The organism is Porticoccus sp. GXU_MW_L64 (assembly GCF_052983295.1).
Genome location: NZ_JBRKJK010000008.1, coordinates 92,145 through 118,034, shown reverse-complemented (window position 1 = coordinate 118,034; position 25,890 = coordinate 92,145). Strand labels below are relative to the sequence as shown.

The 25,890-nt window shown below is 52.3% G+C and carries 16 protein-coding genes; 6 read left to right on the top strand and 10 right to left on the bottom strand.

Annotated features, from left to right (window positions below; genetic code table 11):
- Positions 1-19 precede the first annotated feature (19 nt).
- The 5 genes from nirB (at position 20) to ACVBEJ_RS08160 (ending at position 7,525) form a co-directional block, all read left to right on the top strand.
- Positions 20-2,548 (top strand): nitrite reductase large subunit NirB, encoded by a 2,529-nt coding sequence (gene nirB, locus ACVBEJ_RS08180; protein ID WP_447129133.1) that lies wholly within the window; start codon positions 20-22, stop codon positions 2,546-2,548.
- 98 nt (positions 2,549-2,646) lie between these two features.
- Positions 2,647-2,988, top strand: coding sequence for a nitrite reductase small subunit NirD (nirD, locus tag ACVBEJ_RS08175; protein WP_447129132.1), 342 nt, complete (start codon positions 2,647-2,649; stop codon positions 2,986-2,988).
- The gene (locus ACVBEJ_RS08170; protein WP_447129131.1) at positions 2,985-5,690 is read left to right on the top strand and encodes a nitrate reductase; all 2,706 of its coding nucleotides are present in this window, start codon (positions 2,985-2,987) and stop codon (positions 5,688-5,690) included. Before nirD ends, ACVBEJ_RS08170 begins: the two co-directional genes overlap by 4 nt.
- Position 5,691: 1 nt before the next feature.
- Complete coding sequence (gene cobA, locus ACVBEJ_RS08165; protein WP_447129130.1) at positions 5,692-6,492, top strand: uroporphyrinogen-III C-methyltransferase; 801 nt, start codon at positions 5,692-5,694, stop codon at positions 6,490-6,492.
- A 112-nt stretch (positions 6,493-6,604) separates the two neighbouring features.
- Entirely contained in the window at positions 6,605-7,525 is a 921-nt protein-coding gene (locus tag ACVBEJ_RS08160) for an SPFH domain-containing protein (protein WP_447129129.1), read from the top strand.
- Between the two features lie 157 nt (positions 7,526-7,682).
- Here the strand turns inward: ACVBEJ_RS08160 and greA are convergent, their stop codons facing one another.
- From greA to ACVBEJ_RS08135, 5 genes are all read right to left on the bottom strand, one after another.
- Positions 7,683-8,159: a transcription elongation factor GreA gene (gene greA / locus ACVBEJ_RS08155; protein ID WP_447129128.1), complete on the bottom strand. Its 477-nt coding sequence runs from the start codon at positions 8,157-8,159 to the stop codon at positions 7,683-7,685.
- 17 nt (positions 8,160-8,176) lie between these two features.
- Positions 8,177-11,395 (bottom strand): carbamoyl-phosphate synthase large subunit, encoded by a 3,219-nt coding sequence (gene carB / locus ACVBEJ_RS08150; protein ID WP_447129127.1) that lies wholly within the window; start codon positions 11,393-11,395, stop codon positions 8,177-8,179.
- 274 nt (positions 11,396-11,669) lie between these two features.
- Positions 11,670-12,839, bottom strand: a complete 1,170-nt coding sequence (gene carA / locus ACVBEJ_RS08145) for a glutamine-hydrolyzing carbamoyl-phosphate synthase small subunit (protein ID WP_447129126.1) — start codon at positions 12,837-12,839, stop codon at positions 11,670-11,672.
- 216 nt (positions 12,840-13,055) lie between these two features.
- Positions 13,056-13,490, bottom strand: a complete 435-nt coding sequence (locus tag ACVBEJ_RS08140; protein WP_447129125.1) for a DUF6174 domain-containing protein — start codon at positions 13,488-13,490, stop codon at positions 13,056-13,058.
- Positions 13,487-16,318: a fibronectin type III domain-containing protein gene (locus tag ACVBEJ_RS08135; protein ID WP_447129124.1), complete on the bottom strand. Its 2,832-nt coding sequence runs from the start codon at positions 16,316-16,318 to the stop codon at positions 13,487-13,489. Before ACVBEJ_RS08135 ends, ACVBEJ_RS08140 begins: the two co-directional genes overlap by 4 nt.
- A 158-nt stretch (positions 16,319-16,476) precedes the next feature.
- Between ACVBEJ_RS08135 and rrtA the strand changes: the two genes are divergently transcribed.
- Complete coding sequence (gene rrtA, locus ACVBEJ_RS08130) at positions 16,477-17,043, top strand: rhombosortase (protein ID WP_447129123.1); 567 nt, start codon at positions 16,477-16,479, stop codon at positions 17,041-17,043.
- A 269-nt stretch (positions 17,044-17,312) separates the two neighbouring features.
- Here the strand turns inward: rrtA and ACVBEJ_RS08125 are convergent, their stop codons facing one another.
- From ACVBEJ_RS08125 to ACVBEJ_RS08105, 5 genes are all read right to left on the bottom strand, one after another.
- The gene (locus ACVBEJ_RS08125; RefSeq protein ID WP_447129122.1) at positions 17,313-19,349 is read right to left on the bottom strand and encodes a PhoX family protein; all 2,037 of its coding nucleotides are present in this window, start codon (positions 19,347-19,349) and stop codon (positions 17,313-17,315) included.
- A 76-nt stretch (positions 19,350-19,425) separates the two neighbouring features.
- Complete coding sequence (locus ACVBEJ_RS08120; protein ID WP_447129121.1) at positions 19,426-22,155, bottom strand: TonB-dependent receptor; 2,730 nt, start codon at positions 22,153-22,155, stop codon at positions 19,426-19,428.
- 269 nt (positions 22,156-22,424) lie between these two features.
- Positions 22,425-23,741, bottom strand: a complete 1,317-nt coding sequence (locus ACVBEJ_RS08115; protein WP_447129120.1) for an MFS transporter — start codon at positions 23,739-23,741, stop codon at positions 22,425-22,427.
- Positions 23,738-24,637, bottom strand: a complete 900-nt coding sequence (locus ACVBEJ_RS08110; RefSeq protein ID WP_447129119.1) for a LysR substrate-binding domain-containing protein — start codon at positions 24,635-24,637, stop codon at positions 23,738-23,740. Before ACVBEJ_RS08110 ends, ACVBEJ_RS08115 begins: the two co-directional genes overlap by 4 nt.
- Before the next feature lie 33 nt (positions 24,638-24,670).
- Positions 24,671-25,579 carry an endonuclease/exonuclease/phosphatase family protein gene (locus ACVBEJ_RS08105; RefSeq protein ID WP_447129118.1) on the bottom strand — a complete coding sequence of 303 codons (909 nt, stop codon included), beginning with the start codon at positions 25,577-25,579 and terminating at the stop codon, positions 24,671-24,673.
- Positions 25,580-25,890: the final 311 nt, after the last annotated feature.

The following is a 25,890-nucleotide window of genomic DNA, read 5'->3' as shown; positions in this document are numbered from 1 at the left end:
GCCAACCAGGAAAACAGACATGAAAAAGATCGTAGTTATCGGCAATGGCATGGTTGGCCACCACTATGTAGAACAACTGTTGCAATCTGACCTTGAACTCAAAGTTACCGTCATCGGCGGCGAACCACGCCCTGCATACGACCGGGTTCACCTGTCCGAGTACTTTTCTGGTCGCACTGCGGAAGACCTGGCTCTGACTTCCCGCGACTATTACAAACAGAACGGTATTGACGGACACTTTGGCGACCCGGTAACTGCCATTGACCGCGACACCAAAATCGTCACCACCAAAGGCGGCCAAACCTTTGCCTACGATACCTTGGTGCTGGCCACAGGCTCTTACCCTTTTGTACCGCCAATTCCCGGTTCTGATGATAAACACTGCTGTGTGTACCGTACGATCGACGACCTGGGCTATATCCATGCCCAGGCCAAAGAATCCAAAGTCGGAGTTGTTGTGGGTGGCGGCTTGTTGGGACTGGAAGCGGCAAATGCATTGAAGAATCTGGGTTTGGAAACCCACGTTGTGGAATTTGCCCCGCACCTGATGGGGGTGCAGCTAGACCCCGGTGGCAGCACCATGTTGCGCCGCAAAGTTGAAGCCCTGGACGTACAGGTACATACCAGTAAAGCCACCGAAAACATCGTTGCAAATAACAGTGGTGCAGACACACACCTGACCATGAAATTTGCCAATGGCAGTGAATTACACACCGATATGATTCTGTTCTCTGCCGGTATACGCCCCAGCGACCAACTGGCTCGGGACGCCGGCCTGGAAGTGGGCGAGCGCGGCGGCATTATCATCGACAGCAACTGCCGCACCAGTGATAAACACATTTACGCCATTGGTGAATGTGCTTTGTTCGATAATAAAATTTTTGGCCTGGTGGCTCCCGGCTACCGCATGGCGGAATCTGCCGCCAGCCAACTGCAAGCTGTAAGCACTCCGTTTACCGGTGCCGATATGAGCACCAAACTGAAATTGCTGGGAGTAGACGTTGGCGCCATTGGCGATGGCCACGGCAAACAACAGGGTGCGATTTCCTACACCTTCAGCGACGAGCGCAGCGAAGTCTACAAACGCATTAACGTCAGCGAAGACGGCAAGACATTGCTCGGTGCTGTACTGGTTGGCGATTGCAGTGACTACGACACCCTATTGCAGTATTACCTGAACGGCATTGAACTGCCCGCCGAACCGGAAGCGCTAATACTGCCGAACACCGAGGGAGGCGCACCGGCACTGGGTGCCGCAGCCTTGCCCGCCAGCGCTACTATTTGCTCCTGCCTGAATGTGAGCAAAGGCGACATCATTAACGCCATCGACGGTGGCTGCGCCTCTCTGGGCGATGTAAAAGCCGAGACTGGAGCCAGTTCTGGCTGCGGTGGTTGTGCGGCGCTATTGAAAGACGTTGTCGATCACGAAATGGCCGCCCGTGGCATGGAAATCAGCACCGCCGTTTGTGAGCACTTCAATTACACCCGCCAGGAACTGTTTCATTTGATTAAAGTGGGCAGCATTAAAACCTTCGACGAACTACTGGAAAAACACGGCACCGGAAAAGGTTGCGATATTTGCAAGCCTCTGGCCGGTTCCATTTTGGCGTCATTGTGGAACGACTACATCCTGCAAGACGACCACGTGCCACTGCAAGACACCAACGATACCTTCCTTGCCAATATGCAAAAAAACGGTACCTATTCTGTAGTGCCACGTATTGCGGGTGGGGAAATTACCCCCGATAAATTAATCGTGCTTGGTCAGGTAGGCAAAAAATACAACCTGTACACCAAGATCACCGGCGGGCAGAGAGTGGATTTATTCGGCGCACGATTAAGCGATTTGCCGGACATATGGAAAGAGCTGATTGACGCCGGTTTTGAAACCGGCCACGCCTACGGCAAAGCCCTGCGCACAGTAAAATCCTGCGTGGGCAGCACATGGTGCCGCTACGGAGTGCAAGACTCCGTAGCCATGGCGCTGTACGTGGAGAACCGCTACAAGGGTTTGCGTTCACCGCACAAACTCAAATCCGCCGTTTCCGGCTGTACCCGCGAATGCGCCGAAGCGCAGTCCAAAGACTTCGGCATTATCGCCACCGAAAAAGGCTGGAACCTCTACGTTGGCGGCAACGGCGGCATGCGACCCCGCCACGCGGATCTGTTCGCTACCGACATCGACGACCAAACTCTCATCAAATACATCGACCGCTACCTGATGTTTTACGTGCGCACCGCCGACCGTTTACAACGCACTTCCGTGTGGCTGGACAATCTGGAAGGCGGCCTGGATTACCTGAAGCAAGTGGTAATCGAAGATTCTCTGGGCATCGCAGAAGAACTGGAAGCGCAAATGGAAAATATTGTTGGCAGCTACCAGTGCGAATGGAAAACCACCATTGAAAATCCGGAAAAACTCAAACGCTTTCGCGAGTTCATCAACAGCGAAGCAGAGGACGAAAGCATTGTATTCGTCGAAGAACGCGGCCAACCCCGCCCCGCCACCGAAGCGGAAATTCTGGAAATGCAAAAAGAAACCGCGTAACCCATTAATTGTCATCCTGAGCGCAGCGAAGGATCTCACAAGCCCGGCACTACGAGATCTTTCACTGCGCTCAGGATGACAAAAAACAAGGAAACCCCATGAACAACATCGTCAACATCACCCCAAACGAAGTCTGTGCTACCGCCGACCTGGTACCCAACTCCGGTGTGTGTGTTCGCCATAACAACGAACAAGTCGCGATTTTCTTTTTGCCCAAAGAAACCCCGCAAGTATTCGCCATCGGCAACTGGGACCCAATTGGTAAAGCCAACGTCATATCGCGCGGCATTGTCGGTGACATCGATGGCCGTTTGGTGGTTGCTTCACCGTTGTACAAACAACACTTCGATCTCACCACTGGCGAATGCCTGGAAGACACTGAACAAAAAGTACCCACCTATCACGTAAGCATTGAAAACGAGAAGGTTGTATTACGTTGAGCGCTGCTAACGCACAAACCGTTTGCACCACCTGCCCCTACTGCGGGGTGGGTTGCGGCATTTCTGCCCGCATAAATAACAGTGACAGCAAAAAAATTATTGCGGTAGAGGGCGACAAAAAACACCCCGCCAACGGCGGGCGTTTGTGTGTGAAAGGCAGCACCGTACACAACACCATGGGCGACCATGGCCGCTTGTTACATCCGGTTGTGGACGGTGAACAAACCGACTGGGACACCGCCATAAACACCGTAGCCCGTCGCTTACAAAGTGTGCGCGATCAATACGGCTCCGGTGCCATTGCATTTTACCTATCTGGCCAATTGCTCACCGAAGACTATTACGTGGCCAACAAATTGGCCAAAGGCTTTATCGGCACACCTCATGTGGACACCAATTCACGGCTGTGTATGTCATCCGCTGTGGCCGCACACAACCGCGCCTTTGGTGCCGATGCGGTACCCGCCAATTATCAGGACCTGGAACAAGCGGATTTACTGGTACTCACTGGCGCCAACACTGCCTGGACACACCCGGTTTTGTATCAACGCATTCAAGCCGCCAAAGCCAGGCGTCCCACCATGAAGGTAGTGGTTATCGACCCTCGGCGTACAGCCACCTGCGATATTGCCGATTTGCACATTGCCGCCGCACCCGGTTCCGACACTTTGTTGTTTAATGGCCTGCTGAATTTTTTGGCCAAAGAAAATGCCACGGATACAGCCTATATTGCCAACCACACCAATGGCTTTGAAGCAGCGTTGGAAAAATCCAAAAAATACAGTTTGAAATTCGTTGCCAAAAAAACCGGCGTCCCTATTGAGGCGTTGCGCCAGTTTTACCAGTGGTTTTCCGACACCCCAAAAACCGTGACTTTTTATTCCCAGGGCATCAACCAGTCTGCCAAGGGCACCGATGCCTGCAACGCCATTATTAACTGCCACCTGGCCACCGGTCGGGTGGGCAAACCCGGTGCCAGCCCGTTTTCCATAACCGGCCAACCCAACGCCATGGGTGGCCGCGAAGTGGGTGGCCTTGCCAATATGCTGGCGGCCCATATGGATTACAGCCCCAAACATTGCGATTTGGTCAGCGAATTCTGGAACGCTCCCAACCTGCCCCGACAGCCGGGACTAAAGGCTGTCGACCTTTACGACAAGGTAGCCAGCGGAGACATTCGTGCCATCTGGATTATGGGCACCAACCCGGTTGTGAGCATGCCCAACGCCAATGCAGTGCAAAAAGCATTGCAAGCCTGCGATACGGTTATTGTGTCTGACTGTATTGCCGAAACCGACACCACAGCCACTGCAAATATTTTGTTGCCAGCAATGGGCTGGGGTGAAAAATCCGGCACCGTTACCAATTCCGAACGCTGTATTTCTCGACAACGCGGCTTGCTACAACCCGCGGGAGACGCCAAGGCCGACTGGTGGATCATGGCACAAGTGGGTAAAGCCATGGGCTATCACGGTTTTGAATTCCAAACCCCGCGCGATGTATTTGTGGAACACGCACGACTCAGCGCCTATAAAAACACTTCTGGCAAAAACACGGTTCACCGTGTCTTTAATATTTCCGGTCTGAGCGACCTCAGTGAACAAGACTACCAACACCTGCCCCCTATTCGCTGGCCCATTACCGAAGACGCCCCCTACGGCAGCAAACATTTATTTGGCGATGGCCAATTTGCCACCGCCAATGGCAAAGCCAACTTTATTGCAGTGGATGCCGCACAACCCCACCGGCCACTGAACAAACAATTTCCGCTGGCCTTAAACAGTGGCCGTATTCGCGACCAGTGGCACACCATGACCCGCACTGGCCGCGCACCAAAACTGCTCAATCACATGCAAGCACCGTTTGTTGCCGTACACCCAAACACCGCCAAACAACACCAACTGCAAGACCAGGCTTTGGCGCGCATTACCAGCGCCCACGGCACCGTGGAATTACAGGTGCAACTGGACAACGACATTGCTGAAGGCCAACTGTTCGTACCCATTCACTGGAACGATCAATTCGCCAGTCGCGCCCGTATCGACAGCCTGGTAGCACCGATTACCGATACGATTTCCGGCCAACCGGAATTCAAATACACCCCCGTCGCCATCAAACCGGTTGCCACTTCCTGTTGGGCCAACGTCGTCTCCCGCCAGCCGTTGCAATTTGACAGTTTCGATTATTGGCACCGCACCCCGGTCACCGATGGCTTAGGCCACAGCTACGTTGCCAGCGGCAGTGCCATTGATTGGCAAGGCTGGATCGAGCAGGCCAACAAAGAATTCAATGGCGAACAGCAGCTTATGCAAATGGAAAACCCCGCCAGCGAGCAACGGCGCTTGTCTTGCTGGGTCAATGGCCAGTTGCAGTGGGCGCTGTTTAGTCACGAAGACGCAAGCGCATTACCCAATACCGAATGGCTACACTCGCTCATGCTTGGCAGCACCGTAGCAACACCCGGTGCTTTATTAAGTGGCCACTTTGACTCCTCTACCGGCAAAACCGTTTGCGCTTGTTTCAGCGTCTGCGAAAACAAAATTATTCACAGCATTCAAAACGGTGCAGTCAGTCGCCAGGAATTGGGCACACAACTCAAATGTGGCACTAACTGCGGTTCGTGCATTCCCGAACTTAATCAACTTATCCGTCAACACAAAGTGACGCAACATACAGGCTCTGTCAGTCTGAAGGTGAATTAAAATGGCACTTTCATTAGTTAAAAAAACCGGACAAGTTTCGCTGGTCGGTGCAGGCCCCGGCGACCCGGATTTAATCACCGTAAAAGCACTGCGTTTACTGCAACAGGCCGATGCTATTGTCTATGACCGCCTCGCCAACCCCGCGTTACTGGAATACGCTCCTGCCCATTGCAAAATGATTAATGTAGGCAAGAAAAAACACCGCCACACCCTGCCCCAGGACGACATCAACCAGGTTCTGGTAACTCTGGCGCAGCAGGGCAAGCAAGTGGTGCGTTTGAAAGGCGGCGACCCCTTTGTATTTGGTCGCGGTGGTGAAGAACTGGACGAACTGCACAAACACAACATACGCTGCCAGGTGGTGCCTGGCGTAACCGCCGCCACCGGCTGCGCTGCCGCATTGCAAATACCCCTCACCCACCGCGACCACGCCCATGCGCTAACCTTTATTACCGCACACCGTAAAAACGACCAACTGGAACTGAACTGGGATTTGGTGATGCACAACGATGGCACCGTGGTGTTTTATATGGGCCTTTCCAACCTGAGCAATATTTGCAGCGAATTATTAGAGCGCGGCTGCACCCCCAGCAAACCCATTGCCGTTATTGCCAACGGCACCACCAAAAATCAACAGCTTGTGATCGGCAACCTGAGCAATATCGCTGCAAAACTCACTGAAAACCCACTGCCGTCTCCGGCGCTGATTGTTTTGGGGGATGTGGTAAATGCCAATCAATATGCGGCGATACAGGCGCAGATGGTGGAACAGAAACAGAATGTGTTACAGGCGATGCGGTAGGCACTCTCAACGTGAATCTGGAATAATAGCCTGTGCTTGATCCAGATGACCGCAGGCTTTATTGTTTTGCTCTTTCCGCTACCAGGAAACAACTTTTAAAAGGAGCTTTACAATGACCAAATTAGTCCTCGCTATTGTTCTGCTGATTATCGGCATCGCAATCCTCAAATCCAAATCTGGCCCGATCAAACAGAAAACAAACATTTTAGGCTACATCAGCGTTGCGGCAGCGGCGGTGTTCTTTTTGATGTCTGTCATCATTACCGTGCCTGCCGGTCACGTAAAAGTGGCAACCCTGTTCGGCAAGGTTCAGGACAACACCTACCGGGAAGGTCTTCATCTCGTCAATCCGTTACTGGCGTTTACAGCATTTGACCTGCGCCAGAAAACCCACAAGGAAACCGCCGGCATTCCTGCAGAAGACAAGTTGATCACCAAAATGGATGTGTCGGTGCAATACCGCACTGTGGGAGAGATGGCGCCGGATATTCTGCGCAACACTGGCACCACACAGGCGTTGATTCAGGTGCATATGATTCCCAAGCTGCGTTCTATCTTGCGGGAACAAGGCAAAGGGGTAGCCGTATCTCAGGATTTCTTCCGGGAATCCGTACAACGTCAGCTGCAGGAAACACTGCAAATTGGTCTGGCGGAATTTCTCGCCCCCAAGGGCATTCAGGTGGAGACCATCTTAATTCGCGATGTGCAGCTGCCAGATGTGATCCGCACCGCCATTACGGAAACCAAGAAGCGCGAGCAGGAAGTATTGAAGCAGCAAGCAGAACTGGAGCGCTTTGCCACTGAACAAGACCAGAAGGTAAAACAGGCCGAATCTGAATTGCGCGCTGCCCGGCTGGAAGCACAACGCATTAAAGAACTGGCGGATGCAGAGGCCTATAAAATTGATGTGATCAATAAAACACTGGCCAAATCGCCGAACTACATTGAGCTGAAGAAGGTGGAACAGTGGAATGGCGTGTTGCCGGTGTATACCGGTGGCGACAATATTCCGATGATTGATTTGCGTAAATAAGCTGCGGATATCTATACGTCATTGCGAGCGCAGTGAAGCAATCTCCAGATAGTCTCTGCCAGTTTGATGGAGATTGCTTCGCTACGCTCGCAATGACCGAGGGTATTAGAACAGCCGTCTGAAATTACACTCGGTATGACGGAGGCGACAAAAGTGCCTATAGATGCGCCACGCTATCAATCTCGTATTCCACTTCGCCGGAGGGCGTATTTACCACCACCACTTCGCCCACTTCTTTGCCAATCAAAGCGCGGGCAATGGGTGACTGGTAAGAGATTTTGCCCTCTTTTACCGTGGCTTCGTCGTCGCCGACGATTTGGTATTTGACAGTTTCATCGGTATCGCAGTTGATGATTTCCACCGTGGCGCCAAAGATGACTTTGTCGCTTTCCGGGATGGTGGTGACGTCAATCACCTGAGCGTGGGACAGCTTGCCTTCAATTTCCTGAATGCGCCCTTCCGCAAAACCCTGCTGCTCCCGGGCCGCGTGGTATTCGGCGTTTTCTTTCAGGTCACCGTGCTCGCGGGCTTCGGCAATGGCCTCGACAATGCGCGGGCGCTCGACTTTTTTCAGGTGTTCAAGCTCGGCGCGCAATTTTGCTTCACCGGCAGCAGTCATGGGAATCTTGTTCATCTGTTTTCTGTCCTCTGTCACCGGTCCTGTGAATGCAAATCCTGCAGGCGACGCACGTTAATGCCACCTTCGTATTGCAAAGCCATCACCACAGCACGGCCACCGGCCAAAGTGGTGGTGTAGTACACACCGTGTTGCTCTGCGCTGGCGCGAATGGCGGCGGAATCCGCAATGGCCTGACGGCCTTCGGTGGTGTTGATAATCAGGTCGATGTCGTCCGACTTCAGGCGGTCGACAATGTGTGGCCTGCCCTCTTGCACTTTGTTTACCTGCTCTACCGCAAGCCCGGCATCGCGAATCACCGCTGCAGTGCCCTCGGTGGCAACAACGGTAAAGCCCAGATCAATCAGGTCTTTTGCCACTGCAACAATGCCCGCTTTGTCCGGGTTGCGCACACTCAGGAAGGCATTGCCGCTGGTGGGGATAGGGTCGTTGGCACCCAGTTGGGCCTTGCCGTAGGCCTCCGCAAAGGTTTCACCCACACCCATGACCTCGCCGGTGGATTTCATTTCCGGCCCGAGAATCGGGTCGATACCGGGGAATTTGTTGAAGGGGAATACCGCTTCTTTCACATTGAACTGTTGCGGCACGACTTCGCTGGTGAACTGCTGGCTTTCCAGGCTTTGATCCACCATGCAACGGGCGGCGACTTTCGCCAGCGATGTGCCAATGCACTTGGACACGAACGGCACCGTGCGCGAAGCACGAGGGTTGACTTCAATCACGTAAATTTCGCCATCCTGCCAGGCCAGTTGAACGTTCATCAACCCTTTCACGTCCAGCTCGCGAGCCATGGCTTTTACCATGTCGCGCATGTTCGCCTGCACATCTTCCGGCAGGCTGTAGGGGGGCAGTGAACAGGCGGAGTCACCGGAGTGAATACCCGCCTGTTCGATGTGCTCCATAATGGCGCCAATCACTACTCTGTTACCGTCGCACACCGCATCGATATCCACTTCGATGGCGGACGACAAGAAGTGGTCCAGCAGCACCGGGGCTTCGTTGGACACTTTAACCGCCTCTTTCATATAGCGGTTAAGCTCCTCCTCCTTGTAAACAATTTCCATGGCGCGACCGCCCAGTACGTAGGAGGGACGCACCACCAGCGGGTAACCGATTTCTGCCGCTTTTTGTATGGCTTCTTCTTCGGAGCGAACAATGGCGTTGGGGGGCTGACGCAGGCCCAGCTTGTTGATCATTTGCTGGAAGCGTTCGCGATCTTCGGCGCGGTCGATCGCATCCGGGGTGGTGCCAACAATGGGCACCCCTTCCGCTTCCAGGGCGCGGGCCAGTTTCAGCGGCGTCTGGCCACCAAACTGCACAATTACACCCTTGGGCTTTTCAACGCGAACAATTTCCAGCACGTCTTCCAGGGTCACCGGTTCAAAATAAAGCCGGTCGGAGGTGTCGTAGTCGGTGGAAACCGTTTCCGGATTGCAGTTCACCATAATGGTTTCGTAGCCGTCTTCGCGCATGGCCAGTGCCGCATGTACGCAGCAGTAATCGAATTCGATACCCTGGCCAATGCGGTTGGGACCGCCTCCCAAAACCATGATTTTGTCTTTGTCCGACGGCTCGGATTCGCACTCCTCCTCGTAGGTGGAGTACATGTACGCGGTGGAGGAGGCAAATTCCGCCGCACAGGTATCCACCCGCTTGTACACCGGGAACAGTTCCAGCGCTTCCCGGTGGCGGCGCACATCACTTTCACCAACCGCCAGAATATCCGCCAAACGCCCGTCAGAAAAACCTTTGCGCTTGAGGCGAAACAGTTCATCCCGTTGAATGTCTATCAGAGTGCGGCCCGCCAGGGCCAGTTCTTCGTGGATCAAATCCTGAATCTGCACCAGGTACCAGCGGTCGATGGCAGAAATGTCAAACACTTCATCCACCGTCAAACCGGCGCGGAAAGCATCGCCCACGTACCAAATGCGTTGCGAACCCGGTTCCAGCAGTTCCTGGCGAATGGTGCTTATGGCCTGGTCGTCGCTTAAATCCACAATGGGGTCAAAACCGGCCTTGCCTTCTTCCAGGCCGCGCAGGGCTTTCTGCACTGATTCCTGGAAAGTGCGGCCAATGGCCATTACCTCACCCACGGATTTCATCTGGGTGGTGAGTTTGGCGTTGGCTTTGGTGAACTTCTCGAAGGTAAAGCGGGGAACCTTGGTCACCACGTAGTCAATGGACGGCTCGAAGGATGCCGGGGTAGCGCCGCCGGTAATTTCGTTTTGCAGTTCGTCCAGGGTGTAGCCCACCGCCAGCTTTGCCGCCACTTTGGCAATGGGGAAACCAGTGGCTTTGGAGGCCAACGCCGAGGAGCGGGACACCCGGGGGTTCATTTCAATAATCACCATGCGGCCGGTGTCCGGGTGAATACCGAACTGCACGTTGGAGCCACCGGTTTCCACACCAATTTCACGCAACACCGCACAGGAGGCGTCGCGCATAATCTGGTATTCCTTGTCCGTCAGGGTCTGGGCCGGAGCTACGGTAATGGAGTCGCCGGTGTGCACCCCCATGGCGTCGAAATTTTCGATAGAGCAGATAATGATGCAGTTGTCGTTCTTATCGCGAACCACCTCCATCTCGTACTCTTTCCAGCCCAACAGGGATTCGTCAATCAACAGCTCGTTGGTGGGCGACAGGTCGAGGCCGCGAGTACAGATTTCAATGAGCTCCTGGCGGTTGTAGGCAATACCGCCGCCGGAGCCACCCATGGTGAAAGACGGGCGGATAATCAATGGGTAGCCAAACTGCTTCTGAATCTCCAGGGCTTCTTCTACCGAGTGAGCAATACCGGAACGGGGTGTTTCCAGGCCGATGGACTTCATAGCCACATCAAAGCGGGAGCGATCCTCGGCTTTGTCAATGGCGTCTTCTTTGGCGCCAATCAGTTCTACGCCGTATTGGTCCAGCACGCCATGTTTCGACAGGTCCAGGGCACAGTTCAGTGCCGTCTGACCGCCCATGGTGGGCAGCACCGCATCCGGGCGCTCGGTTTCAATAATTTTTGCCACGGTCTGCCATTCAATAGGCTCGATGTATGTGGCATCGGCCATGGCCGGGTCGGTCATAATAGTGGCCGGGTTGGAGTTCACCAGAATCACCCGGTAGCCTTCTTCCCGCAGAGCCTTGCAAGCCTGGGCACCGGAGTAGTCGAACTCACAGGCCTGGCCAATAACAATGGGGCCAGCACCGAGGATGAGAATGGATTGTATGTCGGTTCTTTTCGGCATAGTCGGTAAATATCCGCTTAAACGTACTAAATTAACTTTGTTTGGTCGCACGTCTGACGTCGCACGTCGCACGCTAAAACCAGTTCAGTTTCGTCATTCCCGCACAGGCAGGAATCCAATTGTCTACTTCGTAGCACCATAGATCCCCGCCTTCGCGGGGATGGCGCATTTCTTTCTGACGACGTGCTTGCTTTCCTTGATTAAAGAGTAGCGTGCGACGTCAGACGTGCGACGTGCAACCCAAACAACTCAACACGGGCCGCGATATAACAGGTTACTCCGCTTCAGCGCGAGCCACCATTAGTTCAAAAAAGTGATCAAACAACGGCGCTGCATCGTGGGGCCCTGGGCTGGCTTCCGGGTGGCCCTGGAAGCTGAACGCCGGTTTGTCGGTGCGGTGAATGCCCTGCAGTGAGCCATCGAACAGCGACTTGTGGGTGGCGCGCAGGTTGGCGGGCAGGCTGGCCTCGTCCACCGCAAAACCGTGGTTCTGACTGGTGATCAATACGGTATTGTCGTCCAGGTTCTGCACCGGATGGTTGGCACCGTGATGGCCAAACTTCATCTTTACGGTTTGCGCGCCGGAGGCCAGGGCCAGCAATTGATGGCCCAGGCAAATGCCAAACACCGGAATCTCGGTTTGCAGAATTTCCTGAATGGCGGCAATGGCGTAATCGCAGGGCTCCGGGTCACCGGGGCCGTTGGAAAGGAAAATGCCATCCGGGTTCATGGCCAGCACCTCGGCCGCCGGCGTTTGCGCAGGCACTACGGTCAACTCGGCACCGCGATCCACCAGCATACGCAAAATATTGCGCTTTACACCGAAGTCGTAGGCAACCACCTTAAAGGGCTTGTCGACCGTTTTTTCTGCGTGCCCAGCTCCCAGCTCCCAGCTGCCTTGCTGCCAGGAATAACGTTCGGTGGTGCACACCTCTTTGGCCAAGTCCATTCCTTTGAGGCCGGCAAAGGCTTGCGCCGCCGCCAGCGCCTGGTCTTCATCAATGCTGTCGCCCGCCATCAGGCAGCCGTTTTGAGCGCCCTTCTCTCGAAGCAGGCGGGTCAGTTTGCGGGTGTCGATATCGGCGATGCCAAGAATATTGCGTTCGCGAAGGTAATCATCCAACGCCTGTTCACTGCGAAAGTTGCTCACCAAAAGCGGCAAATCGCGAATCACCAGGCCTGCGGCCCAGATTTGGCTGGATTCTTCATCCTCCGGGTTCACACCCACATTGCCGATATGGGGGTAAGTAAGGGTGACGATTTGCTTGGCGTAGGACGGGTCGGTAAGAATTTCCTGGTAACCGGTAAGAGCGGTATTAAACACCACCTCACCACTGGAAATACCATCGGCACCAATGGCGGTACCACGGAAAACAGTGCCATCTTGCAGCACCAGAATGGCGGGCTTGCGGGGTTTTTGCAGAGTTTGTTCAGGAGCGGTCACTCGGTATCCTCTGTGCATTTTCAGGCGATAAATGTAAACAGAGTTCGCCGACCAAATAAGGGTAAATCCTTGATTTCAGGCTGTAAAAAAGCGAGATGCCGCTATTTGCTTCATCTCGCTTTTACTTGTCTGTACCCGAAGGATAAACCGCCCTCTGGCCGGTGGAAATCTAACAGGGCATTTTAGGCAAGTGGCCGGGAGTTGTCCATTCAAATCTCAGTGAATAACCAAATTCTTCAGGGTCAGTTGTTGTTCCTCATCCGCCATGCGTTCGTCCTCGTCCACATCGATGTGCGTGGGATACCCCTTGTCAGGGTCAAACTCAAGGTCGAGTCGGGCAAAGGGTCGCTGCTGGCCTTTTTGGATATAGGCAAACCACTGGTCGATGGTATTGACGGATTTTAAAACCTCGGCCAATACCGCCGTACCATCGTCGGTATAAACAGCACTTTTTACTGCGCCACTGCGAACGCTGACCCGCATGGGGCGGGTGTATTCCGGGGTGCAAAAACAACTGCGTTGCACATCGAAATCGTAATTGCTGGCATTGAGCGCCTGCCAGGTAATTTGCGGCGTTGGCTGCTGCGCGGTATCAACCGCACCACAGCCAGTAACAGCCAGAGCAAGGATAACGGGGAGCAGATGCTTCACCCTTGCAACCTTCTTCTGAATACCGCGAGCACCCCCATAAATATCAGCAGCCAACCAGTGGAACCGCCACCACCACTATCGGGTTCCGGAGCAGGCGCCGGAGGTGGTGGCACCGGGGTGGTAACAGTTGCCAGGTTACTGGCCGCGGAATCTCCCGAGCCGTTGATGGCAAACACCCGATAGCCGTATTCGGTATCCGAGGCGGTGTTGGTATCGGTAAAACTGGTGACACCGGCATTGACGGTGGTCAGGGTGGAAAAGCTGCCACTGCCAATGCGACGTTCGATGCGGAAGTTATCTTCGTTGTCGCTGTTGTCGGTCCAGCTCAGGGACACATCATTACCGCTGCCCTGAGTGGCGGACAAATCACCGGGGGCCGCCGGAGCGGGATCTGTTGGCGTGATGTCCACTGTATTGCTGGCCGCCGAGTCGCCCGCACTGTTTACCGCAAACACTCTGTAGCTGTAACTGGTGCCGGCAGCACTGGTGTTATCGGTATAGCGGGTGGCGTTGGCAGCCACGGTAGCCAGGGTCGCGAAGTCGCCATTATCAACGCGGCGCTCGATACGGAAGTTGTCTTCGTCGCTGCTGTTATCGGTCCAGCTCAGGGTGACATCGGTGGTGCCACTGTCCTGGCTGGCCGACAGGCGACTGGGCGCATCCGGCTCAACCGGCACCACCGGCGGGGGTGTGGCCAGGGTAATGGTGGCCTCGTTACTGGCCGCCGAATCACCACCGCTGTTGCGGGCAATCACCCGGTAAGTGTAGGTGGTGCCAGCACTGGTGGTGTTGTCGGTAAAGCGGGTGGCATTGGCCGGCTGGTCGCTAAAGGTGGCAAAGTTGCCATTGCCCACACGCCGCTCAATACGGAAGCTGGTTTCGTTATCGCTGTTATCCGTCCAGGTCAAGTTGACGCTATTGTTATTGCCTTCACTGGCGGACAGATTGCTGGGCACTGCGGGTACTGATGGTGATACCACAATGGTCACTGTGTCGCTGGCCACCGCATCGCCATTGCCATTGAGGGCAACAACCCGGTACCCGTAATTGACGCCCACCTGGGTGGTGGTGTCGGTAAAGCTGGTGGCGTTGGCCGCCACCGTGGTGAGCACGTTAAAGTTACCACCATTTTCCCGGCGTTCAATGCGGAAGTTATCTTCGTTGTCGCTGTTGTCGTTCCAGGTCAGCTCCACATCGCTGACGTTGGCCTGGGATGCCACCAGATTGCTGGCTCCCGCCGGAACCGACAGGGACGAATCCGTTGCCAGGTTGCTGACCACTTCGTCGTTACTGCTGTTGATATCGACAATTTCGTCGTCGTTGGAAACCGCCACACGCTGAGTAAAGGAGGCGCTGGCAACGGTGGCCTGGACGTTGGTAATCAGCGTCATGGAGTCCGGCGGGGTATTCAGTACACAGTTGTAACTGAGACCATCTCCGGCCACCGTACAGGCCTGGCCATTGAGGGTGACGGTATTAAAGCGACCCTGAGAGTTGGGTACGGAGCCGGTAACGGTAATTTGCGACACATCCCGGGAGGCATCTGCGGAGGTCACCGTATACTGTAAAGCAGCATCGGCACCGGAAGTCGCAAAGGTGGGGTTGCCGGCATCGGCAACAATGGCAATATCAGCGGGGAAGTTAAAGCAGCTCAACGGGTCGTTGCGGCGGCGGCTTCTGGGCTCCTGAAAAATATCGGAGAGACGATCCTGAATCGTGTCCTTTGAGCAGGAAGAAAATTCAGTGATATTAAAGCCCACCGACGGCGCCATCACAAAACTGCTGCCATCACAGGAATTGCTGCCTTGACCATCGTGGCCGGCACCAAAATTGTGGCCCAGTTCATGGGCCACCACCAAGGCCGTTGACGCCAGGTTCGGACCTCTAAAACCCAACAAACGGGAGGTGCCCGTACCGCTGCCAAAGCTGCTGCAAACCACATCAACAAAGGCAACACCGGCGGTACTGCCGGCAAAATCCTTGCCGGTCACTACATGAGTCAAAGCATTGCGGTTTTGCAGAAAGGTAAACCGGTTGTTATCCCGTTTGAGGCTGCTGATATGGTTGAGAAAGTCCGATGCGTTCAGTGGGTCAGAGTTGATCACATCGGAATCAAACACAGAGTTATCCGCCAGCTCCAGGGTCAAGGTGTCGAAAATAATGCCAAAGTCGTTGCGGTAAAAACCCTCTACCATGCTGATAAGCGCTTCCGCCTGGCCGCGGGCATTGGCGCCAAATTCGTCCCGGAAAGCCTCGTCAAAAATAAACTCGATTTCCGCCAGCAGACAAATCTGACCACCGGAGCCGTCGTCCACGGTGGTGGCGCACAGCTCGTTGAACTGCACTTCCTGGGGAATCTGCAGCGCCGAGTGCACGTTGGGATTGACCAGAGCCGGGCTGCTCTCGGGTTCGTTTTGGTGGTTGTGACCGGGGTGCCCACAGGCAACCGGCGGCAAATCAGCGGCGGGGGTGGCACTCATCACCCGGCTGTGGGCTATTTGCTCGCTTTTGCTCTGCTCCGTCGGGTCTGGCGCAGGCACATCCACCAGATACACCTGGCCAGACAGTGAAATCACGCCCTGCCAGGAGCCATCAATACTGGACAGCCGTACCCAGCTATCCCGATGGCCCACAAGGTGACCACTGTAATGATGGGCAGTGACCTTTCCTGACAGCTGCTGCTCAAAGGTCTTGTTTTCCAGCAGATGCATGGCGTACACATGCCCGTGCAGTGAAATAACACTGGGGGGCTTGATATCATCGGCACCAAAGGCTGCTGCCTGCATAAAAACCATCGTCAGCAACCCGTAAAATATTGTTCGCAACATCGTAACTACCTGCCCGCCTTTGAGTTATTGTGTGATATGACCACGATAAGGACTACTCTGCTCAAACTACCAATTGATTCTAAGATGTTGATTTGACTGGAAACGAAAAACAGTTCACGTTTTATCTGCCCACCAGATTCCATAACACGAGAAAAACCATGAAAACTGCCAACAGTCACTACGTTATACCCCTGCTGTGCTGTGCTTTATTTGTGGTGGCGCAACTGCTGCCCGTTCAATACCAACAGTTACTTCCCCTGAATCGGATGGCGGTTGGGCAGGGGGAGTGGTGGCGGCTGATAAGCGGCCACTTTGTTCATATCAACTGGACACACCTGGTGTTTAACGCCCTGGTGGTGATTCTGTTCCAGGGGCTTTACCGGGGCTTTTTCGGGTGGAGACAGTGGCTGGTTGTGTTGCCACTGCTGTGCGCAGGTGTGGGGGCAAGCCTTTTGTGGCTGACACCGTTGAAGTGGTATATGGGCTTTTCCGGCGTACTCACCGGCTTGCTGGTGGCCGCCGCCATTATGCAGTTTCGTCAAATGCCGCTGATTAATGGCGTGGTGCTGGCGGCCATTGGCATTAAAGTGTTTATGGAACAGCTGTCCGGCAAGGCGGTAATTATCTCCACCATCAGCCACGTGCCCACGGCAGTGGATGCGCACCTGTATGGAGCGATTTGCGGGTTGGTGCTGGGAGTGATTGGGGTCGTACTGCGGCGGTAAAACACCGCCATGCCGAGTGCGTTTCCAGATGCCTCAAACCTGAATCCGTAACTTCAGAGCGGCGTACAGCACAAGCTCTTGATTCCACAGCGGTTTGACTTTCTTGGTTAAGAAAATACCCACTTAACCGACGGGTGAAGCTAAGATTTTTCAATTCCACTGTGAAACCAATATCTTACGCTCTGCATCCACTCTGAAGTCACGGATTCAGGTCAAAGTCTTGTCATCGCGAGCGCAGCGCGGCGATCCCCATCCGACAACCACCACTCTCAACCAATTCTTCCACCACCCTTTTTGCTAATCACCACCACCGATGGCCTGGGCGGATTGGCCTGATCAAAATCCGGCCAGCGGGTAGCCGGGTTGCTGTAGTCACTGCCGGGAACATCGCCAGGGTGTTGCACGGAAACAAAAAACGTTTCCCCATCCGGAGTAAAACAGGGACCGCACAGCTCTGCCCCAATGGGGCAGCCAAAGAAGTGCCGTGTTAGTGCGCGGTTTTCCCCGGTGGTTTCACAGGCCCAGACGCCATCGTGTATGGGGGCGTCCAACCCTTCCGGAGTTTTGTTCTTTGGAAAACCATCTGTGCTGATCCACATGCGGCCTTGAGGGTCAAAGGCGACATTATCCGGGTTGGCAAACCAGCCGTCTTTAGTCACGTCTTTGTGGTAGCGACCACGCTTGCCGCCGTCCGGGTGGTTGGGGTCGCCCGCCAGCAAAAACATGTCCCATTGGAAGTGGTCGGCCAGGTGATCGCGACTACCGTCTATACCCGGCGGCAGAATCTCTACAATTTGGCCCCAGCGATTGTCAGCCCTCGGATTTGTCGGGTCCGTGGTTTCGGGAGTACGCTCGTTATTGTTGGTCAACATCACATAGGTACGCCCGGTCACTGGATTGGTTTCGATATCTTCAGGCCGATCCATTGCTGTTGCACCCAACAGGCGAGCGACCAGTCTTGTTTCTATCAAGGCCTCCTCAGGGTTTTGCAAATTGGTAAATGTCGGGGTCGCCCAACCTGTTTCTTTCAATTCCACTTTTAACCACTCTCCAACACCCGTTGGATGAAATTTGGCTACATAAAGGTCACCTTCCGCCAGCAGTTCCATATTGGCTGTTCGGTTGTTTTTGTCGTACTTGTCCTTGGACACAAACTTGTAGATAAACTGGTTTTTGCCATCGTCACCGGAGTAAGCAACTACCTGCTTGCCATGCTCGGCAACGATGGTGGCGCCTTCGTGGGCAAAGCGGCCCAGGGCTGTGCGTTTTTTGGGAGTTGACTGCGGGTCGTAGGGATCCAGCTCCACCATCCAGCCAAAGCGGTTGAACTCTCTGGGTTCTTTTTCGATATGGAAGCGATCGTGGTAGTCCGCCCAGCGGTAGAACGCCCGTTTGCCTTTGAGCTCTGGAGGTTGGTTGGCCTGTTCTTGCTCGGTTAAATCCGGGTCTTTGTCCCGATATTGGTAGTAGCCAGCGTTAAACAGGCCGTAGTTGCGGCGTTCCCCCGGTGCTTTTTTGTCGGCCTCGATCTGGTCGCCGTCAAAATACACCTGAAAGTTTTCCTCGGCGATCAGGATGGTTCCCCAGGGGGTTACCCCTCCAGCGCAATTGCCCAGCGTGCCATACACTTTGCGGCCGGTTGGGTCGGTGCTGGTTTGCAAACGGCGATGTCCGGCTACGGGGCCAGTAATCTCTATTTCTGTATGGGCGCTAAGGCGGCGATTGTATTTACTGTCTTTCACCACCTGCCATTGACCATCCACTTTTTTGATTTCGATCACCGAATGGCCGTGGGCGGCCATCTCGATATCTACCTGTTCGCGGCTGGATTCCAGCAGATAACCCACGTCTTTTACGCCGGGGAACATTAAGCGGGATGTGGTGAATTCGTGATTGACGCACAACAGGCCGTGGTCGGAATTGTTGGAGCCCAGTGGCAGCGACTGAAAGCCGATAAAGTCGTTGTTGTAGCCAAACTGTACTTTCTGGGATTCCGCATCTTTGATCCCGCCGCTGAAATTATCCGGGGCATCCTCAAACAAAGGGTCGCCCCAGCGAATCAACACATCGGCGTTGTAGCCAGGAGCCACGTGGTGGGTAGTGTCATAACCGTGGGGGAGTTCATCAAAGGTCAGCGCGGGAGAGGTTTTTTCAGTGTGATCGATAGAACACCCTGCCAGGCCAGCAACACTGGTTGCACCGGCGACAAAGGCCGTTGTTCCAGCCATGCCTTTTAAGGCGCTGCGGCGGGACAGCCGGCGATTCAATACGTCGTTAAACGTGTCTGTTTTTGGTTGTTTTTTCATGGGCTGGACCTTATAGATACTGCACAAAAAAATCGGCCACCCAAACAGGCGACCGATTTTTTAGGCTGTTTCAACGTTAGAAACTTGCTCTTAAACCAACAGCGACTCGACGTTCAAAGAACTGATTGCCGTTGTCAATTTCAACCGCGTCAGGGCCGAAACGGAAAGTACCGGTACGGTTTTCTTCAGTCAGGTTAAGCACATCAAAGGTTACCTGCAGCGTATCATTGATGTCATAACGGGCCGCAAAATCGATCTGCTTGTACGGGTCCATAAATGCTGCCCCGCCATTGGCGATTTCATTTACGTACTCACTGCGTCGAGTATAGGCAATCCGGGCACTGAGAGAGCCGTACTCATAATACAAAACGCCGTTGATGGTTTCATCGGAGAATCCTGGCAGGGGAGCGTTAAAGCCCGAACCGGTCAGGTTATCTGCCTGCGAGCTGAGTGTGGTGTAATTGAACACCGTACCAAAGCCGGGGATAGGCACAAAATTATCGAAAGGCAAGTCAAGGACAAATTCCAGACCTTGTACTCTCGCTCCCTCGCCGTTTCTGGGCCGGGTGACGTCGAAAATCCCATCCCCCTCACCAGCAACCCCTGCTGCCCCCACCAGCTCAGGAATAAATTCTTCCTCGGTAACTGACTGGATAAAAGACTGAACGTTATACACAAAGCCCGTTACTGCAACCAAACCACCGTCAAAATACCATTCAACTCCAGCGTCAAAGCGATCGGCACGGAACGGATCAAGGTCAGGGTTACCGCCACTTGCTGATACGCCATCTCGACCCACTTGCAGGCTGGAAGGCAAAAGAGCAATGGTCGGCCGGTTCAGCACCCGGGCGAAGGAGGCCCGCGCAATCAGCTCTTCAGAAATATCCAGCCGGGCGTTAATAGCCGGCAGCCAATCTTTGTAACTGCGTTCACGGGTTATCTGCAAGCCACCTTCTTCTGATGTGGAGGACTGATTGGTATCGACATACCTCAACCCAAAGTCGGCACGGAATGGCAGGCCGCCTACTTCTACATCAATATCCGCTTTAACGAACAATCCCAGAACTTCTTCCCCAACGTCATAAGAGTTTGACGTCAACAGAGTCGGGAAAGCACCGGGGTTCGGATTGACCCGTTCAAATTCTTCATTGACACGATCGAAATCCAGTACGAAGTGGTCTCTTGAGAAAAACCCATCGGGCAAGCTCTCACCTTCAAGGAAAACACCACCGGGAACACTTTCAGAAAGTGTCACAATCACATCGTCAATACTGGTATCAATACCCGCTGCCTCAAAATCGGCCAGGTTGAACTGGTCCTGAAAGCGCCGAAATTCCAGTTCTTTGTCCTCGAACGAAGCACCGAATTTAAATCCACCGTTTTCAAACCGGTGCTCAAAGTCAAACTTGACAGTAAACAGACTGTCGTCCGATTGACTGGATTGATTGCGCTGGCGCTGAAAAACAAAATCGGTGGGATCAGTGAAGTCAATAACGTCATTGGTTACCGGATCGCGAGCGATAAAAAATGGCAGGTTATCGTTTTCCAGGCTGACAAAAACATTGGCAACTCTGGCCGCAAACGGACTGCCATTGATTGGCGTGGTAACACCAGAATTACTGTAACCGGCCAATCCCGAAAAGACCCAACTGTCGTTTAAATTCCACTCCACATTGGTAGTCAAGTGTTGAAAATCAATATCGCGATCAAGACGGGTATCATCCGTCCAGACAACGGTATTGTTAAAGGTACCAGACACCAACGCTCCATCGCTGATCACCGGATCCACCACATCTTGAGCATCATCCGATAAAAAGTTACCACGTAGCCAGGCACCTATACTGTGGCGCTGGAAATCACGATCCAGCTCCGCATACAGATAGTTGGTATCAATCTTCAGATCTTCCGAGGGATGAAACTGAACAACTGCACCAAAACCCGTACGTTCATTTTGCTGGGAAAATATCAGGTTTCTCGGTAGTTGAGGCACAAGCACATTGGCCCTTGGGTCATCTTCAGAAATACTTGGGAATCGTGACAACAGGTTGCCACGGGAATTATTGACCTCATCGGTTCTGGAGGTGCGCTCACTGTAAGAACCGGCCAGCAGAATACCCAGTTTTCCATCAAAGAACTGATCGCTCAACAAAACGGAGGCATTGAGATCAGTTTCTTCGGAACGGCTGTTGTCAATGCCCTTAATGGTTGTAGTGACGGTTTTCTCTCTGAGCTCCAGCGGCTTGGCCGTCTCCAGAGCAACCGTACCTGCCAGCCCACCCTCAATCAGATCGGAAGAGTAAGTCTTGTAAACTTTTGCGGCCTGAAATAAGTCCGCCGAAAACAACTGAACATCCAGACCACGGGCACCAGTGCCACCGCCGCCAACACCAGTCACAATACCCGTAGACGTTGTGGACATACCATTAACAATGGTTTTGGTAAAGTCTGGCCCTAGCCCACGAACAGAATAGGCCGCGCCTTCCTGCTCGTTATTTCTTTCCAAGGTAATACCAGGCAGCCTTTGCAAGGCTTCGCCCAGATTGCTGTCGGGGAATTTACCAATGTCTGTCGCAACAATTGCGTCGACAATACCCGAAGCGTTTCGTTTGATATTGCGTGATGCCTGTAAACTTCCCCGAAATCCTTTTACAACCACTTCTTCGCTAATGTCATTTTCGCTTTTACTTTCACTCTCGTCTTCAGCCATAACACTATTGCTGGCAACAATGGCAGCGATGGATGCTGATAGAGCCAACCGCCGACAGTATTTTGTTTTGCTACCCAAACATGAGTACATTTTGTTCATGTTCCTCTCCGATTAATGGTAAGTCTTGTTTTCTGTTGCAAAGAATCAGTATCGATAGGCCAGTCGGTCATTAACCTTGAGCATATAGATACTCCCCCCTTCCGATGGCGCATATCGCTAACTTACGGAAAGTCATTTGATGCTACTGCCGCAGCAAACAGAGTTCTAATAGCAATCAGGCATGACTCAATCGAAAATTTGCAAACATGAAATATCTGTGTAACCAGGAATAGATACAGCATTGCTCACAGGGCGAGCAGAAACAGAAACTATTTTTGCATATGAGTTTTTTTGAATTTTATCAACAAGATAGAAGCCAAAGCTCCACCCAGAACAGGCATACCCAGTATCACCGAAATCACCGTGTAGTCGTATCTCAGGTTGATAAGATTTATTAAAGGAGATGCATCCGGCTGCAACAAGTAGCCAAATATAATAGCGCCGATACCGATGGACATTTTATTGACTGCGGTAAATACCCCGAAGACAGTTCCTTCATATTTTTGTGAGCCTTCGGACACATCCATTCCGGAAAGAACGATAGGCACATTCGTCCAAATCATCATAAATAATCCGCAAATGCACACGCCCGCCACAGGCGCCAAAAAGAATATCAATCTCGGATGAGCAAAGATGGCAATCATGGCGCCTAAAAATACACTCGCAATCAGAACGTTTATGTTTAAAGACAGCTTTTCCACACTGTATTTCTTCGCAATTCGAACCCACAAAAATGCTGAAATAGCGGCTGCTACAGCGTAAGACATCTGCAAGGATCCTGCCTTTTGTTCGTCACCAAGCACATACTTGGCGTAATAGGGCAGCCCCTTGACAAAAGCTGTGACAAAAACATGGCCCACAATTGTCCACGCAAAAACCACAAGAAGTGGCCTGTAATTGCAAATTGTTACTATGAGATTTTTTACCCCTCCCTTACTGATACTCTCACGAGTCGTTGTATAGCAACTTCGCACAGCTCGGAAACAGACAAAGATCGAAAAACAGCAAATAAAAAATGCAATAGCACCAAATAACAGAAATCGGGATTCTTCCACATTGAATATATCTTCAAATACTACCAGCGCTATGAGCACAGAAGCAGATACGCCGCCCAAAGAGCCAAAAAATGTTCGATATCCCGCAATATTAACCCGCACATTTTCACTACTGGAAAGGCTATAGAACATCGCATTATGCGGAACATCAATTGCCGAAAATATAACACGCAAGAAAATGCAATTGATCATTATTATAAATGTCAGATGGTCGTCATAAAGATATGGCGAGAGAAAGACATGCGCAAACAGAAGCCCGGTTATCGGCGCTCCAACAAGCATTAATTCTGAATAAATATTAAAGCGGACCTTTAAATAATCGGTCAAGATTCCCATTACCGGGTCTGCAATGCCACTGGCTATTAAAGAAACCAGTATGATTACCCCCGCCTGTAAAGGTGAAATTTCGGCGTATTCTGTCAGAAAGAAAAAGAGCAGCAAATCCATAGACTGCCAGATAAGGCTTTTTCCAAGGCAGCCTGAGCCATATCCAACCTGGCGAGCACTACTAAGCTCTTGTTGTTTACTCAAAGTTTTGACATTTTAAACGGTGGAGTTCGGTCAGAAAGGTGTGAATCTGCGTATCGAAAAAGAACATCAATCAATCTCACTGTACGGTCTTCTTTCCTGCATGCCAGATGCACTGGCAGAACATCCTTGCACTCTTTCACCAGTGAAACATGCTCCATATTTTTTTCAGTAATTCCATTGTAGCCAATAATGCCTACACCAAGACCAATTCGGACGAACTGACCGATCATTTCCAGGGAATTTACTTCCTGAGCGATATTAAATTCAACACCACACTCCATGGCTGAAATATCGAATTGCTGCCTGGTCTGACCGCCTTTGGTGCCGATAATAATATCTTCATCAACCAAATCAAATATCGAAATTTCGTCTTTACCAGCCAGAGGGTGCTCATCGTGAAACAAGGCGAGAATAGGATAGCGACCAACTTCAATAGCATCCAGATCCGGGTGATCCGCAGATAGGGTCAGGATACCAAAGTCACACTTGCGTGCCAGCAGTTTATCGAGAACTTCCGAGCTTGTTCCCATGGAAATATTGGTATTGAGGGAATCACTGACCGAGTTGACAGCTCCCAGAAATGCGGGCAGTACATCCGTCATTACCGCTGACACAGAAATTTCTGTGCGACTGTAACGTTTCAGGTACCGTTCAGCATGCTCTAAAGAATCCATCACTTCAGTGGCAATTTTAAAAAACTCTTCACCTTCTCTTGTCAAGGTGATTTTTCTTCCCGCATGCCGCTCAATAAGTCTTATTCCATAGCCTTCTTCCAGTTCTTTAATTTGGCGTGTCAGTGTAGGCTGCGAAATATTCAGAGCATCTGCACCGGCAATAAAGCCCATATTATTGGCAACTGCCCAAAATGATCGAATCTGATAAAAATTGATGCTCATGGCAGGGCCTGTTTGCTAACCTCTACATCTGTCTCACTTCATATTTTCCGGCACAGAGAGATGAACCTCAAGAGGAAAGTGATCTGAAGGATAAAATCTGGACTTCCCTATAGGCGACTTGATCAGCTTGTAGGTACTTACCGTGACATAGTCAGGAACAAAAACATAATCAATGCGACGAGGGTTAAACCCCTCTACAGAAGAATCTTTTCCAGTGGAGACCAATTCCCCAAAGCCGATCAGTGTATGCTCTTGTCCTTCCACTTTGTCTGCGACCTCACGAGCATCCAAGAATCCCAGACCTTTTTCGCCAGTGAGCTTTTTGTATGCCTTCTTGTCCGGCTCAAAATTGAAGTCCCCCGCCAAAATTACAGGAACATCTTCTCCGACATAGTCGCCAAGTTTTTTGGATACCAGCTCAACGGCCCTGTCTGACTGTTTCCCATGCATATGTACATTGCCCACCGCTACACGCATTCCATCACTTTTGCGCTTGAGAAGAATCCATGTAAACACCCGGCCATGCCACTTGCTGTCTATTAGTGTATCACCTGGCTTATAGGGTTCTTCCCCTATCCAAAAAGAACCAGAAGATATACGTTCAAATCTATCAGCATGGAAGAAGATTGGCAGATACTCATACCATTTTTGATCACCGCGATGACCATCGCTTCGCTCACCCACTACATAGTGATATGAATCAAGTGCTTTTTGATAATCGGAAATCATCATTTCAGACGCTTCCTGAATGGCGATTATGTCGTATCCACCAGAGGTAAGCGTGTTCAATGCACCCTCTTTTCTTTTGTGCCAACTATCACCTTGCGTGTCCACCAAAATATTATATGAAAGGAGCTTGATTTCACTATTTTGCTCATCCGCCACAACACTTTGACCAGCCATTACCAGCCACACAGCTAAAATCATAAAAGCCTTGTACATAATATTTCCTGTAATTTGGGTACACATAACTTGAAGGCCCAATCTCACGAAAAGGCGTTCGTTTACAGGATAGAATGCTATAGATATTTAAAGACCGTCTAATAGCTATCAGGCATGGCTTGATTGATGAGTAGTTCTCTAATTTAATTTTTTCGTAACTATTCAGTACGTTCTGAAAAGCTTGAAAACGTGAATCTGGGGTGATTTGCTGTGACCGTGGCCAGCAGGGATGCTGGCCTCGAGCTTACATGGAAGTACTTGCAGCGGGTCACAGCAAATCACACCAGGTTTACGTCTCGCGACACAACCCC

Coding starts and splice junctions, on each gene's coding strand:
- ACVBEJ_RS08160 (WP_447129129.1), top strand. CDS start 6,605: ATGACCAAATTAGTCCTCGCTATTGTTCTGCTGATTATCGGCATCGCA.
- ACVBEJ_RS08135 (WP_447129124.1), bottom strand. CDS start 16,318: ATGTTGCGAACAATATTTTACGGGTTGCTGACGATGGTTTTTATGCAG.
- ACVBEJ_RS08125 (WP_447129122.1), bottom strand. CDS start 19,349: ATGAAAAAACAACCAAAAACAGACACGTTTAACGACGTATTGAATCGC.
- cobA (WP_447129130.1), top strand. CDS start 5,692: ATGGCACTTTCATTAGTTAAAAAAACCGGACAAGTTTCGCTGGTCGGT.
- greA (WP_447129128.1), bottom strand. CDS start 8,159: ATGAACAAGATTCCCATGACTGCTGCCGGTGAAGCAAAATTGCGCGCC.
- ACVBEJ_RS08120 (WP_447129121.1), bottom strand. CDS start 22,155: ATGAACAAAATGTACTCATGTTTGGGTAGCAAAACAAAATACTGTCGG.
- rrtA (WP_447129123.1), top strand. CDS start 16,477: ATGAAAACTGCCAACAGTCACTACGTTATACCCCTGCTGTGCTGTGCT.
- nirD (WP_447129132.1), top strand. CDS start 2,647: ATGAACAACATCGTCAACATCACCCCAAACGAAGTCTGTGCTACCGCC.
- ACVBEJ_RS08110 (WP_447129119.1), bottom strand. CDS start 24,637: ATGAGCATCAATTTTTATCAGATTCGATCATTTTGGGCAGTTGCCAAT.
- nirB (WP_447129133.1), top strand. CDS start 20: ATGAAAAAGATCGTAGTTATCGGCAATGGCATGGTTGGCCACCACTAT.
- ACVBEJ_RS08105 (WP_447129118.1), bottom strand. CDS start 25,579: ATGTACAAGGCTTTTATGATTTTAGCTGTGTGGCTGGTAATGGCTGGT.
- carB (WP_447129127.1), bottom strand. CDS start 11,395: ATGCCGAAAAGAACCGACATACAATCCATTCTCATCCTCGGTGCTGGC.